This window comes from Streptomyces sp. NPDC015139, assembly GCF_043079785.1.
GTDB classification, from domain to species: Bacteria; Actinomycetota; Actinomycetes; order Streptomycetales; family Streptomycetaceae; genus Streptomyces; species Streptomyces albidocamelliae.
Map to the genome: position 1 here is coordinate 636,436 of NZ_JBIBUW010000002.1, position 14,680 is coordinate 651,115.

Here is a 14,680-nt window from a genome sequence, read left to right on the forward strand (position 1 = left end):
CTACTCCCCGGAGGTGGCGTCACCTGGGCAGCCCCGCCCGCTCCCTGATGTCGCGGCCGGCCCCGTCAGTCGCGGGGCATGCGCCAGGTGTCCGGGGCGACGTGGGCGCCGGGGGAGGCGCGGGCGATGGTGATCAGCCGGTCCGTCAGCTGGAGGGTACCGACGGACGGGTCGTCGTAGCCGAGCACCCGGTGTCCGCGCAGGACGCTGACGACGAGGTCGTCCGTCTCGCGAGGCTTCTTGCCCACCTCGGCGCGCACGACCGGGCGTTCGACGATGTCCAGACCGCTGCCCTGCTGGATCAGGTCCTCCATGACCATGCCCGCGGCCGGGCTGAGGACGGAGAGACCGAGGAGCCGGCCGGCCGCGCCGGAACTGGTGATCACGGCGTCGGCGCCGGACTGCTTGAGCAGCGGGGCGTTCTCCTCCTCCCGCACGGCGGCCACGATCTTCGCCGCCCGGTTGAGCTGCCGGGCGGTCAGGGTGACGAGGACGGCGGTGTCGTCGCGCTGCGGGGCGACGATGATCTGCCGGGCCTTGTGCACCTCGGCCCGCTTGAGCACCTCGCTGCGGGTGGCGTCGCCTATGACGCCCGCGAAGCCCTCGGCGGTCGCCGCGTCGACCACCTTGGAACTGGGGTCCACGACGACCACCTGCTCCTTCTTCAGCCCGGTCGCGCAGACGGTCTGGATGGCCGACCGCCCCTTGGTGCCGAAGCCGATGACGACGGTGTGGTCGCGCAAGGTGGTCCTCCAGCGGTTCAGGCGCCATTCCTCCCGGGTGCGTTCGGTGAGGACCTCCAGCGTGGTGCCGACCAGAATGATCAGGAACAGCACGCGCAGGGGGGTGATGACGAAGATGTTCATGAGCCGGGCACTGTCGCTGACCGGGGTGATGTCGCCGTATCCGGTCGTGGAGAGCGTGACGGTCGCGTAGTAGAACGCGTCGAGGAAGTCGACCGACCCGTCGGAGTTGTCGTTGTAGCCGTCGCGGTCGGCGTAGACGATCAGTGCGGTGGCGACCAGCACACCGAGGGCCATCAGCAGCCGTTTGGAGACCTGGCGGATCGGGCGCTCCACCAATTTTCTCGGGAGTTTCACCCGATGGGTCACCAGATGCTCGTCCGCCTGGCGGGCGATGGCGTCGTGGCCCGGAAGTTTCACGTGAAACACACCCCGATTCCCGCGGCCGCCCAGGGCAGGTCCAGCAGCTCCGTCTCCTCGCCCTGTCCGGCGCTGCCCGGCGGTACGACGGCCAGCGCGTCGGCGGCGGCGATGCCGCGGAGCATGGCCGGACCGTTGTAGTGCAGCGGTACGGCACGGTCCCCGCGCAGCACGACGGGGATGAGCCGGGTGTCGTGCGGGTGTCCCTGCACCGCGTCCCTGAGCGGCAGCGTGTACGGCTCCGGCGCGGGACGGGCGGCGAGGGTCCGCAGCAGGGGCTCGACGAGCGTGAGCAGGCCGGAGACGGCCGCGAGCGGGTTGCCGGGCAGGCCGACGAGGTGCCGGCCCTCGTCCAGGCGGGCGAGCAGCATGGGGTGGCCGGGGCGGACCTTGACGCCGTCGACGAGGAGCTCCGCGCCGATGCGCTCCAGGGTGGGGTGGACATGGTCGACCGGTCCGGCCGCGGTGCCGCCCGTGGTGACGACCAGGTCGGCGGTGGAGCCCGTGACGGCCCTGCGCAGGGCGCGGGCGTCGTCGCCGATCCGGCGTACCGCGACCACGTCGGCGCCCAGCGCGCGCAGCCAGGGCGGCAGCATGGGGCCGAGCGCGTCCCGGATCAGTCCGTCGTGCGGAAGGCCCTCGCCGAGCAACTCGTCGCCGAGTACCAGCACTTCGACGCGAGGCCGGGGCACGGCGGTGACGGTGTCGTATCCGGCCGCCGCGGCGAGCCCGAGGACGGCGGGCGTCACCTGGGTGCCGACGGGCAGCAACTGGTCGCCGCTGCGGCACTCCTGGCCGCGCGGCCGGATGTCCTGGCCGTGCGCGACCTCCCGCGTGGCGTGGAGCCGGCCCTGGGCGTCCGTACGGCCGTGCTCACTGCGCAGGACGGCGGTGGTGTCGGCGGGGATGCGGGCACCGGTGGCGATGCGGACCGCTTCGCCGTCGGTGAGCGGATCGGGCTGGGCGTGCCCGGCGAGCACTCCGGCGTCGCGCACCTCCCAGGGTCCCGGCCCGGCGACCGCCCAGCCGTCCATCGCCGAGGTGTCGAAGGAGGGCAGGTCGGTGAGCGCGTCCAGGGGAGCGGCCAGCACCAGGCCGAGCGCGTCGCCGAGCCGCACCGAGACGGGGTCGCGGTGTGCGCCGGACCGCGCGGCGCGGGCGGCGATCTCACGGGCCCTCCCCCAGGGGGTCGCCCGGTGCCGTTCGTGCCTGCCGGTGTCCGCCGCGCCCGCCGGTGGTTCGCGGCGGGGATCGGGGGCGGAACTGTCGTCCTTGGGCTCCCTCACCAGGGCCAGAGCCTCCTCGACATCGAGGTCGTCGGTGTCCTCGGCGGGCGCCGGCGCTCCGACTCGGGTTCCGGGGGCGCTCATCCGGCGTCCGGGGCGCTCGTGCCCCCGCCCTTCCCCTGGTCCCCGGCGGCCCCTTCGGCACCCTTGTGCTCCGCCGCCCACCGCAGGGCCAGTGCGGCGGCCTTCCGTGAGGCCTCGGCGACGGCCTCGGGGCCGCCCTTGCCCTGGGCCGCGGCGTAGCCGACGAGGAAGGTGGTCAGCGGGGCGGCGGGCCGGGCCACGCCGTGTGCGGCGTCCCTGGCCAGGTCGAGGAGGACGCCGGTGTCGACGTCCAGGTCGATGCCCAGCTCGTCCTTGACTGCGGAGATCCATTCATCCAACACGTGCCCATGCTCCCTGATGCGTGCTCTGGCGTCGGCGATGTCGTCCCAGGTGTCGCAGTCGAAGGACGCGAGCGGGTCCGGGACACGGGCGAGGTGAAGTGCACCGGTCAGCCGGCGCAGGGGCAGCCCGGTCAGGCCGCCGTGCTCGGCGGCGAGGGCGGCCAGCTCCCGGCGCAGCGGGGCGGTGCGGTAGGCGGCCACGAGGGGCTGGTCACGGCCCTCCGCGTCGGTGAGCAGCGCGCCGTCGGCGCCGGTGTCCCGCAGGGCGGCCAACAGGCGCCGCACCGCGCTCTGTTCGAGGAAGGGGAGGTCGGCGGAGAGGACGACGGCGAACTCGGCCGTCGTGAGCCGCAGTCCCGCCTCCAGAGCGGCGACCGGCCCGCCACCGAAGGGCTCCTCGCGCGCCCAGCGCACCGGCCGGGCGGTGGGCCGGGGCGCGGCGACCACGATCGTTGTCCGGGCGCCCGCGCAGGCCGCGAGCACCCGGTCCAGCAGCGCGCGGCCGCCGACCCGGACGCCGGGCTTGTCGGCGCCGCCCAGCCGTCGCGCGGCACCGCCGGCCAGCACGACGGCGTCGTACGGCGCGGCGGTCCCGGTGGTCGCAGTGGTCACGGGGGCGTTGTCGCTCACCCCCCGAGTATGTCCTGCCGCCCCCTTCTCGCGGCTCCTTAGTCCTACAGCGTGCGCAGGAGCACCGCCGGCTGCTCCACGCAGTCGGCCACATACCTGAGGAAACCGCCCGCCGTGCCGCCGTCGCAGACCCGGTGGTCGAAGGTGAGCGAGAGCTGGACGACCTGGCGGACCGCCAGTTCACCCTCGTGCACCCACGGTTTGGCGATGATGCGGCCGACGCCGAGCATGGCGGCCTCGGGGTGGTTGATGATCGGGGTCGAGCCGTCGACGCCGAAGACCCCGTAGTTGTTCAACGTGAAGGTGCCGCCGGTGAGTTCGCCGGGCGTGAGCGCCCCCGTGCGGGCGGCCTCGGTGAGCCGGGCGAACTCGCCGGTCAGCGACTCGGCGTCGCGTGCGTGGGCGTCCCGGACGACCGGCACGACCAGTCCGCGCTCGGTCTGCGCCGCGAACCCGAGGTGGACGTGGCCGAGCCGGACGACCTCGCGGGCCTCGGTGTCGACGTAGGAGTTCAGCTCGGGGAACCGGGCGAGGGCGGCCGTGCAGACGCGGGCCAGCAGCGCGAGGAGGGAGATCTTGGATCCCCCGGCGGCGTTCATGGCGGCCCGCGCGCGCATCAGTTCGGTCGCGTCGGCGTCGACCCAGCAGGTCGCGTCGGGGATCTCCCGCCGACTGCGGGAGAGCTTGTCGGCGACGGCACCGCGAATGCCCTTGAGGGGGATGCGGACCTCGCCGGCCGCGGCGGCTGCGGCGGCGGGGGTCCGGCCGAGGGGTTCCGCGACCGGGGCGGCCCGCTCGACCGGCTCCGCGGTGGAGGCGGCCCGCGCGGAGTTGGCCCGCAGCACGTCCTCGACGTCGGCCCGCAGGATGAGGCCCTCGGGTCCGGAGCCGGCGAGCTGCCGCAGGTCCACGCCGTTGTCGCGGGCGAGCCTGCGCACCAGCGGGGAGATCACGGGGACGGGGCCGTCGGTGACGGGGGGTGCCGGGGCGGCCACCCGCGTGCGGGGCGCCGAGGCGTCTTCGGGCCGGGCCGTTCCGTTGCGGGCCGCCGGGGCCGGAGCCCCGGCACGCACCCGGCGCCGGCGGGCCGCCGGGGCCTGCGTGCCGTATCCGACCAGGACGTTGCCGGAGCCCTCCGGCTCCTGCGCCGACGGTTCGCCCACCGCCACCGTCAGCAGGGGGGCGCCGACGGGCAGTTCGGTGCCCTCCTCGCCGAAGCGGGCGGTGACCACTCCGCCGTAGGGGCAGGGCACCTCGACCATCGCCTTGGCCGTCTCGACCTCGACGACCGGCTGGTCGATGGTGACGACATCGCCGACCTGCACCAGCCAGCGCACGATCTCCGCCTCGGTGAGTCCTTCGCCGAGGTCGGGGAGCTTGAACTCCAGCACCTGTGCCATCAGTCCTCGGCCTCCCACTGCAGCCGCGCCACGGCGTCCAGGATCCGGTCCACGCCCGGCAGGTGGTGCCGCTCCAGCATGGGCGGCGGGTAGGGGAGGTCGAAGCCGGCCACGCGCAGCACCGGGGCCTCCAAGTGGTGGAAGCACCGCTCGGTGACGCGGGCGGCGATCTCGCCGCCGGGGCCGCCGAATCCGGTGGACTCGTGCACGACAATGGCCCGCCCGGTGCGCCGGACGGCCGCGCAGACCGTCTCGTCGTCGAACGGCACCAGGGAGCGCAGGTCGACGACCTCCAGGTCCCAGCCCTCCGCCTGCGCGGCCTCGGCGGCCTCCAGGCAGACCGGCAGGGACGGGCCGTAGGTGATGAGCGTGGCGCTGCGGCCGGGGCGCCGGACGACGGCGCGGCCGATCGGCTCGACCTCGGTCGGCCGCTCCGGGTTCCAGGAGTCCTTCGACCAGTACAGGCGCTTGGGCTCGAGGAAGACGACCGGGTCGTCGGAGGCGATGGACCGGCGCAGCAGCCCGTAGGCGTCCTCGACGGTCGCCGGGGTGACGACGTGCAGGCCCGGGGTGGCCATGTAGTAGGCCTCGGAGGAGTCGCTGTGGTGCTCCACTCCGCCGATGCCGCCGCCGTAGGGGATGCGGACGGTGATCGGCAGCGGCATCCTGCCGCGCGTCCGGTTGCGCATCCGGGAGACATGGCTGATCAGCTGCTCGAACGCCGGGTACGCGAAGGCGTCGAACTGCATCTCCACCACCGGGCGCAGGCCGTACATGGCCATGCCGACGGCGGTGCCGAGGATGCCGGCTTCGGCGAGCGGAGTGTCCGTGCAGCGGTCCTCGCCGAACTCCTTGGCGAGACCGTCGGTGACCCGGAAGACACCGCCGAGGGTGCCGACGTCCTCACCCAGGACGTGCACGGTGGGGTCGGCGGCCATCGCGTCGCGCATCGCGCGCGTGAGGGCCTGCGCCATGGTGGCGGGCTTGACGGCGACGGTGGTCATCGGGCGCCGCCTTCCTGCTCACCGTGCTGCTCCTGCTCGGCCTCCAGCTCGGCGCGCAGCAGGGCGCGCTGCTCGCGCAGCTGGGAGGTGCTCTCGGCGTACACGTGGTCGAAGAGGTCCATGGGGTTCAGTTCGGGGTCCCGGTTCATGCGTTCCCGCAGGTCCGCGGCCATCACCTCGGCGTCCTGGCGGACGGTCTCGATGCCGGCCTCGTCGATCAGTCCGCGCGTCGTGAGCTCCTGCTCCAGCAGCCGGACCGGGTCGTGCGCGCGCCAGGCCTCGACCTCGGCGTCGCCCCGGTAGCGGGTGGCGTCGTCGGCGTTGGTGTGGGCGTCGATGCGGTAGGTCACCGCCTCGATCAGGGTGGGGCCGCCGCCCGAGCGAGCGTGCCGCACGGCGTCGCTCAGCACCTCGTGCATGGCCGCCGCGTCGTTGCCGTCGACCAGCCGGCCCGGCATGCCGTACCCGACGGCCTTGTGGGCCAGGGAGGGCGCGGCGGTCTGCTTGGCGAGCGGGACGGAGATGGCGAAGCCGTTGTTCTGCACGAGGAAGACGACCGGGGCCTGCCAGACGGCGGCGAAGTTCATGGCCTCGTGGAAGTCGCCCTCGCTGGTGCCGCCGTCGCCGATCATGGCGAGCGCGACCACGTCGTCGCCCTTGAGGCGGGCCGCGTGGGCGAGTCCGACGGCGTGCGGGAGCTGCGTCGCCAGCGGGGTGCTGAGGGGGGCCACGCGGTGGTCGTAGGGGTCGTAGCCGGTGTGCCAGTCGCCGCGCAGCAGGGTGAGGGCCTCGACGGGGTCGACGCCCCGGGCGACCACGGCGAGGGTGTCGCGGTAGCTGGGGAAGAGCCAGTCGCGCTCCTCGAGGGCCAGCGCGGCGGCGACCTCGCAGGCCTCCTGGCCGGTGCTGGAGGGGTAGACGGCGAGACGGCCCTGCTTGGTGAGCGCGGTGGCCTGCGTGTTGTAGCGGCGGCCGCGCACCAGCTGGGCGTAGAGCCGGCGCAGCAGGTCGGGGTCGGCCTTGGCGGCCGCCTCGGTGCCGAGGACGCGGTACGGCTCGGCGTCGGGCAGCAGCGGCGCGGGGTCCATACGGGGCTGCCAGGCGGGCGGCGGCGAAGGCCGGTACGCGCCCCGCTGCTCCAGAACCGTCATGACGGCACCTCCTCGTGGGAGCGGCTACGGGAGACGTGTCGGCTGTGACCCGCCTCACCTACCGATTGTTCGGTCGTCGGCACATTTTGGCTACAGCCCCCTCCAGGCTGTGGACAAACGGTTCTGCGCGACCTGGAATGAATGCAGGACGTCCACGGAGACCGAGCGGGGGGACATGGCAGCTGAACAAATGGCCGACGGACCGCAGGACGGCACCGCTCCGCCGCCGCGTCCGCTGGACGCCATCGATCAGGACATCCTCAAGATCCTCCAGGCCGACGGCCGCGCCTCGATACGCTCCGTGGCCGAGCGGGTGCACGTCTCGCGCGCCAACGCCTACGCCCGCATCAACCGGCTCGTCGAGGACGGGGTGATCCGCGGGTTCAGCGCGCGCGTGGACCACGAGCGCGCGGGGCACGGCACCTCGGCGTACATCACGCTGAAAATCGTGCAGAACACCTGGCGCACCGTCCGCGAGCATCTGCGCCGGCTGCCCGGCGCCTCCCACATCGCGCTCGTCGGCGGTGACTTCGACGTGCTGCTGCTGGTCCACACCCCGGACAACCGGGCACTGCGCGAACTGGTGCTGACCCGGCTCCAGGCGATCCCCGAGGTGCTCAGCACCCGCACGCTGCTCGTCTTCGAGGAGGAGGACCTGGAGCCCGACGGCTGAGGCCCCGCCGAAGGAACGCAGCGCCCCGGCCCGAGGGGCCGGAGGGGGTTCAGGCCTCGCGGAGCCCGGCGAAGACCAGCCTGGCCACCGCGTCGGCCACTTCGGGGCCACTGGCCCCGCGCGTCTCCGGCCGGTACCACTCCACGATGGAGTTGATCATCCCGAAGACCAGCCGGGTGGCCAGCCGGACCTCCACGTCCCCGCGCACGTCCCCGTCGGCCGCGGCGGCCTTCAGCAGTTCGGCGACCCGGTGGTCGAAGTCGCGGCGCCGCTCCAGCGCCCACCGCTCGGTGGCGGTGTTGCCGCGCACCCGCAGCAGCAGCGTCACGTACGGCAGCTCGGCTATGAGCACCTCGACCATGCGCCGCACGACGTGCTCCAGCCGGTCCACGGCCCGCCCCGCGCACGCGCCCTCCTCGTCCAGGATGGCGAACAGGCCGTCCAGGGCGCGGCTGACGGCCCGCCGCAGCAGCTCCTCCTTGCCACTGACGTGGTGGTAGATCGACGACTTGGAGATACCGGCCGCCTTGGACAGGTGCTCCATGGAGGTGCCGTCGTAACCGCGGTCGTTGAAGACCTGCACGGCCACGGAGAGCAGCGTCTCCGGGGTGTACGTGTCGCGCTTGGCGGTGGTCATGCGGTGCCCTCCCGCTGATCGGTGGCGAACGAGTGCCGGTAGAGCGCGAGGGAGGGCGCGTACCGGCCGGAGGGGTCCCGCTCGTGCAGTTCCTCCAGCAGGTCGTAGGCCCAGCCGCGGGGGAGCCTGCGGCACCACTCGAAGGGACCGAGCGGGTAGTTGACCCCGAGGCGCATCGCGGTGTCGATGTCCTCCTCGGTGGCCACGCCCTTCGCCACGGCGTCGTGGGCGAGGTCGATGATCCGGGCGACCGTCCGCGCGACGATCATGCCGGGGACGTCGCCGATGACGCTGACGTCCTTGCCGAGCGCCTGGAAGAGGCCGACGGCCTCGGCGAGGGTCCGCGGCGCGGTGTCCTTCGACGCCGACACGGCGACGCGGGTGGCCTTCCGGTAGTCGAAGGCCAGGTCGAAGTAGACGACGTCGCTGAACTCCACCGAGGTCTGGCCGTCGGCCAGGGCCAGCTGGCCGCCGCTGGGCAGTACCAGGCGCGTGCCCTCGTTCTCGTCCTCCGCGCGGACCTCGATGCCCGCCTCGCGGATCAGGGTGAGCAGCTCGGCGGCGGGTCCCAGATCGCCCTCGACGACGACGTGGGCGGGCGGCCGCTCCTGGTCGGCGGTGTGCGGCTCGGGGCGCTCGGCGTCGTCGGCGTGGTCGTACCAGCCGCGCCCCGTCTTGCGGCCCAGCCGCCCGGACTCGACCAGCCGCCGCTGGGCGAGGGAGGGCGTGAACCGCACGTCCTGGAAGAAGGACTGCCACACCGAGTGGGTGACGGACTCGTTGACGTCCTGGCCGATCAGGTCGGTCAGTTCGAAGGCGCCCATCCTGAAGCCGCCCGACTCCCGCAGCACCGCGTCGACGGTGGCCGGTTCGGCGGCCTGCGCCTCGTACACGGCGAACGCCTCGGCGTAGAAGGGCCGGGCGATGCGGTTGACGATGAAGCCGGGAGTGTCCGCGCAGGCCACGGGCGTCTTGCCCCAGGCGCGGGCGGTCTCGTACGCGCGCGTGGCCGACGTGAAGTCGGTCGCGAACCCGGAGACGACCTCGACCAGCGGCAGCAGCGGGGCCGGATTGAAGAAATGCAGGCCCACGAAGCGGCCGGGGTGGCGCAGGGCGCCGCCGATGGCCGTCACCGACAGCGAGGAGGTGTTGGTGGCGAGCAGGCAGTCCTCGGCGACGATCTCCTCCAGCTCGCCGAAGAGCCGCTGCTTGACGTCCAGCCGCTCCAGGACGGCCTCGACGACCAGCCCGCAGTCGGCGAGAGCGGCGAGGCTGTCGGCGGGCGTGAGCCGGGCCCGGGCCGCGTCCCGGTCGGCGGCGCCGAGCCGGCCCTTGGCCACCAGCCGGTCCAGGCGGCCGCCGATCGCCGCGGCCGCCTCCTGGGCACGCCCGGGTACGGCGTCGTACAGCCGCACCGGGTGGCCGGCGACCAGCGCGACCTGGGCGATGCCCTGGCCCATGGTGCCGGTGCCGACGACGGCGACGGGGCTGCTGAGGTCGAGTCCTGTCATGTGCGCGATCCTCCCGCACGGGGTTTTCCACAGATGCGGCAGGCCCCCTTGTCCCGACCGATCGTTCGGTTACTCTAGCTCTGTCCGTCTGTTCCTGCCTCTGTTTCCGCCCAGGTCATGAACTCGGCCGACGAGTTCTTGAGACGAGGAGTTGGTCCCGCATGGCCGCCGAACTGACCACGCACGACCTGATCGCCAGGCACCGGCCCACGCTCGACCAGGCCCTGGAAGCGATCCGCACGCGTGCGTACTGGTCCCCGCACCCCGAGCACCCCAAGGCCTACGGCGAGCACGGCAGCCTGGACGCGGCGGCGGGCAAGGCCGCCTTCGACGCCCTGCTGGGCACCCGCCTCGACCTCGGCCAGCCCGGCACCGACGGCTGGGTCGACGGCGAGGTCTCGCCGTACGGCATCGAGCTGGGCGTGAGCTACCCGCACGCGGACATCGACGTGCTGCTGCCGGCGATGAAGGCGGGCCAGCGGGCCTGGCGCGACGCGGGCGCCGAGACCCGTGCCGTGGTCTGCCTGGAGATCCTCAAGCGGATCAGCGACCGGACGCACGAGTTCGCCCACGCGGTCATGCACACCAGTGGCCAGGCCTTCATGATGGCGCTCCAGGCCGGCGGCCCGCACGCGCAGGACCGCGGCCTGGAGGCGGTGGCCTACGCGTACGTGGAGCAGGTCCGCACGCCCGACACGGCGGAGTGGACCAAGCCGCAGGGCAAGCGGGACCCCCTCGCCCTCACCAAGCAGTTCACGCCGGTCCCCCGCGGTATCGGCCTGGTCATCGGCTGCAACACCTTCCCGACGTGGAACGGCTACCCGGGCCTGTTCGCCTCCCTGGCCACCGGCAACGCGGTCCTGGTCAAGCCGCACCCGCGCGCCGTGCTGCCGCTCGCGCTGACCGTGCAGGTCGCCAGGGACGTGCTCGCCGAGGCGGGCTACGACCCGAACCTGGTCGCGCTGGCCGCCGAACGCCCCGGCGAGGGCGTCGCCAAGACCCTCGCCACCCGCCCGGAGATCCGCATCATCGACTACACCGGGTCGACGTCCTTCGGCGACTGGCTGGAGGCCAACGCCCGCCAGGCGCAGGTGTACACCGAGAAGGCCGGCGTCAACACGGTGATCGTGGAGTCGACCGACGACTACAAGGGCATGCTGTCCAACCTGGCGTTCTCGCTGTCCCTGTACAGCGGCCAGATGTGCACCACGCCGCAGAACCTGCTCATTCCCCGCGAGGGCATCCGCACCGACGAGGGCCCCAAGACCTTCGACGAGGTCACCGCCGACCTCGCCCGCGCGGTCGACGGCCTCCTCGGCGACGACGCGCGCGCGAACGCCCTGCTCGGCGCCATCGTCAACCCGGACGTGAAGGCCCGCCTGGAGGCCGCCGCCGGACTCGGCGAAGTCGCCCTCGCCTCCCGTGAGATCAGCAACCCGGAGTTCCCGGGCGCGGTCGTGCGCACCCCCGTCATGGTCAAGCTGGACGGTGCCAAGCCGGACGACGAGGCCGCCTACATGAGCGAGTGCTTCGGCCCCGTCTCCTTCGCCGTCGCGGTCGACTCCGTGGCCGACGCGCTGGAGCTGCTGCGCCGCACGGTCCGCGAGAAGGGCGCGATGACGGTCGGCGCCTACACCTCCGACGCCGAGGTGGAGCGGGCCGTCGAGGAGGTCTGCCTGGAGGAGGCGGCCCAGCTGTCGCTCAACCTGACCGGCGGGGTGTACGTGAACCAGACGGCCGCCTTCTCCGACTTCCACGGCTCCGGCGGCAACCCGGCGGCGAACGCCGCCCTGACCGACGGCGCGTTCGTCGCCAACCGCTTCCGCGTGGTGGAGGTGCGCCGGCAGGCGTGACGCCCGGCCGGCAGGCACCCGTCGGGGCAGCGCCCCCGCCTCACCGGGCGGGAGGCGCTCCCTGACCCGCGCTCCAGTGGTAGAGCGTCATCGCCACGCTGGTGGCGAGGTTGTAGCTGGAGACCTGGGGGCGCATCGGCAGCCGCAGCAGGTGGTCGGCTCGTGCGCGCAGCCCGGCCGACAGCCCGGTGCGCTCCGAGCCGAAGGCGAGGACGGCGTCGTCGGGCAGCTTCGTGCCGCGGATGTCCTCGCCCTCCGGGTCGAGGGCGAACAGCGGGCCGGCGGGCAGCTCGTCGACGCCGAGGCGCTCCACGGCCGTCGCGAAGTGCAGTCCGGCGCCGCCGCGCACCACCGTCGGATGCCAGGGGTCGAGCGTCCCCGTGGTGACCACCCCGGCCACCCCGAAGCCCGCGGCCAGCCGGATCACCGCCCCGGCATTGCCCAGGTTCCGCGGGTTGTCGAGGACCACGACCGGAGCGGTGCGAGGGATGCCGCCCAGTGCCCGCAGGTTGGCCTCGCGGGACGGCCGTACGGCGAGAGCGGCCACCCCGGTCGGGTGGGGCCGCGGGACGAGCGAGGCGTACACCGCCCCCGGCACCTCCGTCAGCAGGGCGTCCAGCGCCTCCCGTACGTCACCGGCCAGCTCCTCGGCGAGGGCGAGCGCGGCCCGCCGGTCGGTGGTGACCGCCACCGGCACCTCGGCCCCGAACCGCAGCGCGTGCTTGAGGGCGTGGAAGCCGTCGAGCAGGACGGCGGCACCGGCGAGCTCGCGCCAGCGGGTCAGCGGGTCGGTCATGCGGTGCACCCTACGCGGCCCCCACCCGGCCCGGAGTGCTCTCCTGCGCCGCGCGCGGAGCGGGCACCTCGGGGCCGTCGCGCCGGACGAACCGTCCCCGCGCGCGAGCCGCCGCACCCCCCACCCGCCGCAGGAAGGACGTCGGCAGGAACACCGCGTCCGCGGCGATCATCGCCAGTGAGAAGAACGGCAGGCCGAGGACGACCGCGATCACCGCGTGCTCGGTCATCATCAGCACCAGCAGGACGTTCTTGACCCGCCGGTTGAACAGGGTGAACGGGAAGGCGACCTGCACCATGACCGTCCCGTACGTCACGAGCACCATGATCGTGCCGCTGGCGGACAGCAGGTCCCCGAGTCCGGGCCAGGGCGAGAAGTACTGCAGGTGCAGCGGGTAGTAGACGGCGGTACCGTCCTGCCAGCGCGAGCCCTGGATCTTGTACCAGCCGGCCGTCGCGTAGATCAGGCACGCCTCCGCCATGATCACGAACAGGGCGCCGTTGTGCAGGACGTTGGCGACCACGTCCAGCAGGACCCGCGGCTCGGACGCGGCCGCCCGGCGCTCGACGAGCCCCCACAGACCGAGGACCGCCCACACCGTCCACAGCAGCGCGGGGATCAGCCAGCCGTTGTCGAAGCGGCCGGTCAGCGTCACCGTGGCGAGGCCGAGACCGAGGACCGCCCACAGCACCGGGCCCACCCGGTCGGCCGGGACCAGCTCCCCCCGCGCGCGTGCCGCCTCGTTCCGCGCCGCCCGCCGCGCGTCGAGGGACCACACCTGCCCGCAGCGTGTGAACAGCAGGTAGAAGGACATCAGGTGCAGGACGTTGTCGCCGCCGTCGCCCATGAAGACACTGCGGTTCTGCAGCGACAGCACACCCACCATGAACAGCACGGACGCGGTGCGGGTGCGCCAGCCGGCCAGCAGTGCCGCGGCGGCCAGGATCGCCAGCACGTAGAAGCCCTCGAACCAGGCACGCCCGTCCGACCACAGCAGCGCGCTGAAGGCGTGGTTGTCGGCGGTCAGCTGCTTGGCGAGCTGCCAGCCCCAGGGGCCCGAGGGGCCGTACAGCTCTTGGCGGTGGGGGAACTCACGGAGCAGGAAGAGCAGCCAGGTCGCGGCGAAGCCGATACGGATCACGGCGCTCTGGTACGGGCCGAGGGCCGCACCGGTGACGCGGGCGATGCCGCGCGAGAGGGTCAGCGAGAGCGGGTTCACCGGACGCCTCCAGCGGCCTCGTCGGCAGTCACGGACCACCAGGGGAGCTGGCGGTACACGGGCTTGTCGGACACCCGCTCACGGCTCCACTCGGGTGGCTGCACATTGGTGGTGGCCGAGCGGACCTGCACGCGCTGGATGACGCCCCCTTCGGCGGCCGGGGTGTCCCGGTACAGCCGCATCACGACGATCCGGCGCAGATACTGCTCGGACAGGGCGCCGCGCAGCGCCACGGGACGGTTGTCACCGGTGTGCGTGGCGACGAAGAAGTCCCAGGCCCGGCGCAGCTCGTTCTGCTGGGTGTGGCTGGGCACCGGATTGCCCTTGATGGCGGCGCCGTCCTGGGCGGACAGGTCGGTCCAGCCGGTGGTGCGCACCCCGCCGTCGTTCGTCCGCAGTTCGGCGCGCACCTGGACGCCGACGTTCTGCTGGAGCGGGTTCGGGGCGAACAGCTTCCAGTTCTGCTCGAACTCGGGGTACACCCAGTCCTCGACCGCCTTGCCGTGCTGCTTCGTCACGGTGTTCGCCGGCGCGAGGCTGAGGAACACCATCAGCAGGTGCACACAGGCGGCGACGGCGACCACGGCGAGCGCCACCGCGGCGCCCACCTGGTAGCGGGGGGAGAGGGCGGCGACGCCGACACGGGGGGCGGCGAGCGCTCCGCCGCCGTCGGACGCCTCATCGGACGCGTCGGCCTCGTCCGGCCCGTCCGGCGCACCGGGTTCGGGCAGCACGTGTGCCCCGCTCGATGCGGCCCGCTCCGGAGCGTACGGCCGCTCGCCCGGCCGGGACTGCTCGGACGCCCCGGGCTGCCGGGGCAGCAGGGGCGGCTCGGGCAGCCGGGGCTTCTCGGACGGCCGGGAATGCTCGGGCGGCCGGGGCTGCTCAGGGGGCTTCGAGGGCTCGAAGGCACCCGTGCCCCGCCGGGCCCCCGAGTCCTCGTCGTTCACGTCCATTGCGCCCCGTCCCCC

General features: G+C 73.5%; 13 protein-coding genes. 2 read left to right on the plus strand and 11 right to left on the minus strand.

Annotated features, from left to right (window positions below):
* Window positions 1–65 precede the first annotated feature (65 nt).
* From ACF08B_RS07420 to pdhA, 6 genes are read right to left on the minus strand one after another with little or no spacing between them, the layout of a single operon-like run.
* Window positions 66–1,163 (minus strand): potassium channel family protein, encoded by a 1,098-nt coding sequence (locus ACF08B_RS07420; RefSeq protein WP_392316494.1) that lies wholly within the window; start codon window positions 1,161–1,163, stop codon window positions 66–68.
* Window positions 1,160–2,533 (minus strand): molybdopterin molybdotransferase MoeA, encoded by a 1,374-nt coding sequence (locus ACF08B_RS07425; protein WP_392316495.1) that lies wholly within the window; start codon window positions 2,531–2,533, stop codon window positions 1,160–1,162. Before ACF08B_RS07425 ends, ACF08B_RS07420 begins: the two co-directional genes overlap by 4 nt.
* Window positions 2,530–3,465 carry an NTP transferase domain-containing protein gene (locus ACF08B_RS07430; RefSeq protein WP_392316496.1) on the minus strand — a complete coding sequence of 312 codons (936 nt, stop codon included), beginning with the start codon at window positions 3,463–3,465 and terminating at the stop codon, window positions 2,530–2,532. Before ACF08B_RS07430 ends, ACF08B_RS07425 begins: the two co-directional genes overlap by 4 nt.
* Before the next feature lie 44 nt (window positions 3,466–3,509).
* Window positions 3,510–4,865 carry a dihydrolipoamide acetyltransferase family protein gene (locus tag ACF08B_RS07435; RefSeq protein WP_392316497.1) on the minus strand — a complete coding sequence of 452 codons (1,356 nt, stop codon included), beginning with the start codon at window positions 4,863–4,865 and terminating at the stop codon, window positions 3,510–3,512.
* Window positions 4,865–5,869 (minus strand): alpha-ketoacid dehydrogenase subunit beta, encoded by a 1,005-nt coding sequence (locus ACF08B_RS07440; protein ID WP_392316498.1) that lies wholly within the window; start codon window positions 5,867–5,869, stop codon window positions 4,865–4,867. Before ACF08B_RS07440 ends, ACF08B_RS07435 begins: the two co-directional genes overlap by 1 nt.
* Window positions 5,866–7,020, minus strand: coding sequence for a pyruvate dehydrogenase (acetyl-transferring) E1 component subunit alpha (gene pdhA / locus ACF08B_RS07445; protein WP_093476208.1), 1,155 nt, complete (start codon window positions 7,018–7,020; stop codon window positions 5,866–5,868). Before pdhA ends, ACF08B_RS07440 begins: the two co-directional genes overlap by 4 nt.
* A 190-nt stretch (window positions 7,021–7,210) precedes the next feature.
* Here pdhA and ACF08B_RS07450 point away from each other — a divergent pair, with 190 nt between their 5' ends.
* Complete coding sequence (locus ACF08B_RS07450; RefSeq protein WP_073887472.1) at window positions 7,211–7,693, plus strand: Lrp/AsnC family transcriptional regulator; 483 nt, start codon at window positions 7,211–7,213, stop codon at window positions 7,691–7,693.
* Window positions 7,694–7,742: 49 nt separating this feature from the next.
* Here ACF08B_RS07450 and ACF08B_RS07455 read toward each other — a convergent pair whose 3' ends face one another.
* Together ACF08B_RS07455 and ACF08B_RS07460 are read right to left on the minus strand one after the other, a co-directional pair.
* Window positions 7,743–8,330, minus strand: a complete 588-nt coding sequence (locus tag ACF08B_RS07455; protein ID WP_093476211.1) for a TetR/AcrR family transcriptional regulator — start codon at window positions 8,328–8,330, stop codon at window positions 7,743–7,745.
* Window positions 8,327–9,841, minus strand: a complete 1,515-nt coding sequence (locus ACF08B_RS07460; protein WP_392316499.1) for a 3-hydroxyacyl-CoA dehydrogenase — start codon at window positions 9,839–9,841, stop codon at window positions 8,327–8,329. Before ACF08B_RS07460 ends, ACF08B_RS07455 begins: the two co-directional genes overlap by 4 nt.
* A gap of 161 nt (window positions 9,842–10,002) precedes the next feature.
* Here ACF08B_RS07460 and paaN point away from each other — a divergent pair, with 161 nt between their 5' ends.
* On the plus strand, window positions 10,003–11,694 hold the full coding sequence (paaN, locus tag ACF08B_RS07465; RefSeq protein WP_392316500.1) for a phenylacetic acid degradation protein PaaN: 1,692 nt from the start codon (window positions 10,003–10,005) through the stop codon (window positions 11,692–11,694).
* Between the two features lie 40 nt (window positions 11,695–11,734).
* Here the strand turns inward: paaN and ACF08B_RS07470 are convergent, their stop codons facing one another.
* From ACF08B_RS07470 to ACF08B_RS07480, 3 genes are read right to left on the minus strand one after another with little or no spacing between them, the layout of a single operon-like run.
* Complete coding sequence (locus ACF08B_RS07470; RefSeq protein ID WP_392316501.1) at window positions 11,735–12,490, minus strand: TrmH family RNA methyltransferase; 756 nt, start codon at window positions 12,488–12,490, stop codon at window positions 11,735–11,737.
* 10 nt (window positions 12,491–12,500) lie between these two features.
* Window positions 12,501–13,709, minus strand: coding sequence for an HTTM domain-containing protein (locus ACF08B_RS07475; protein ID WP_392316502.1), 1,209 nt, complete (start codon window positions 13,707–13,709; stop codon window positions 12,501–12,503).
* Window positions 13,706–14,665 carry a DUF5819 family protein gene (locus ACF08B_RS07480; protein WP_392316503.1) on the minus strand — a complete coding sequence of 320 codons (960 nt, stop codon included), beginning with the start codon at window positions 14,663–14,665 and terminating at the stop codon, window positions 13,706–13,708. The genes ACF08B_RS07475 and ACF08B_RS07480 overlap by 4 nt, the downstream gene beginning before the upstream one ends.
* Window positions 14,666–14,680 lie beyond the last annotated feature (15 nt).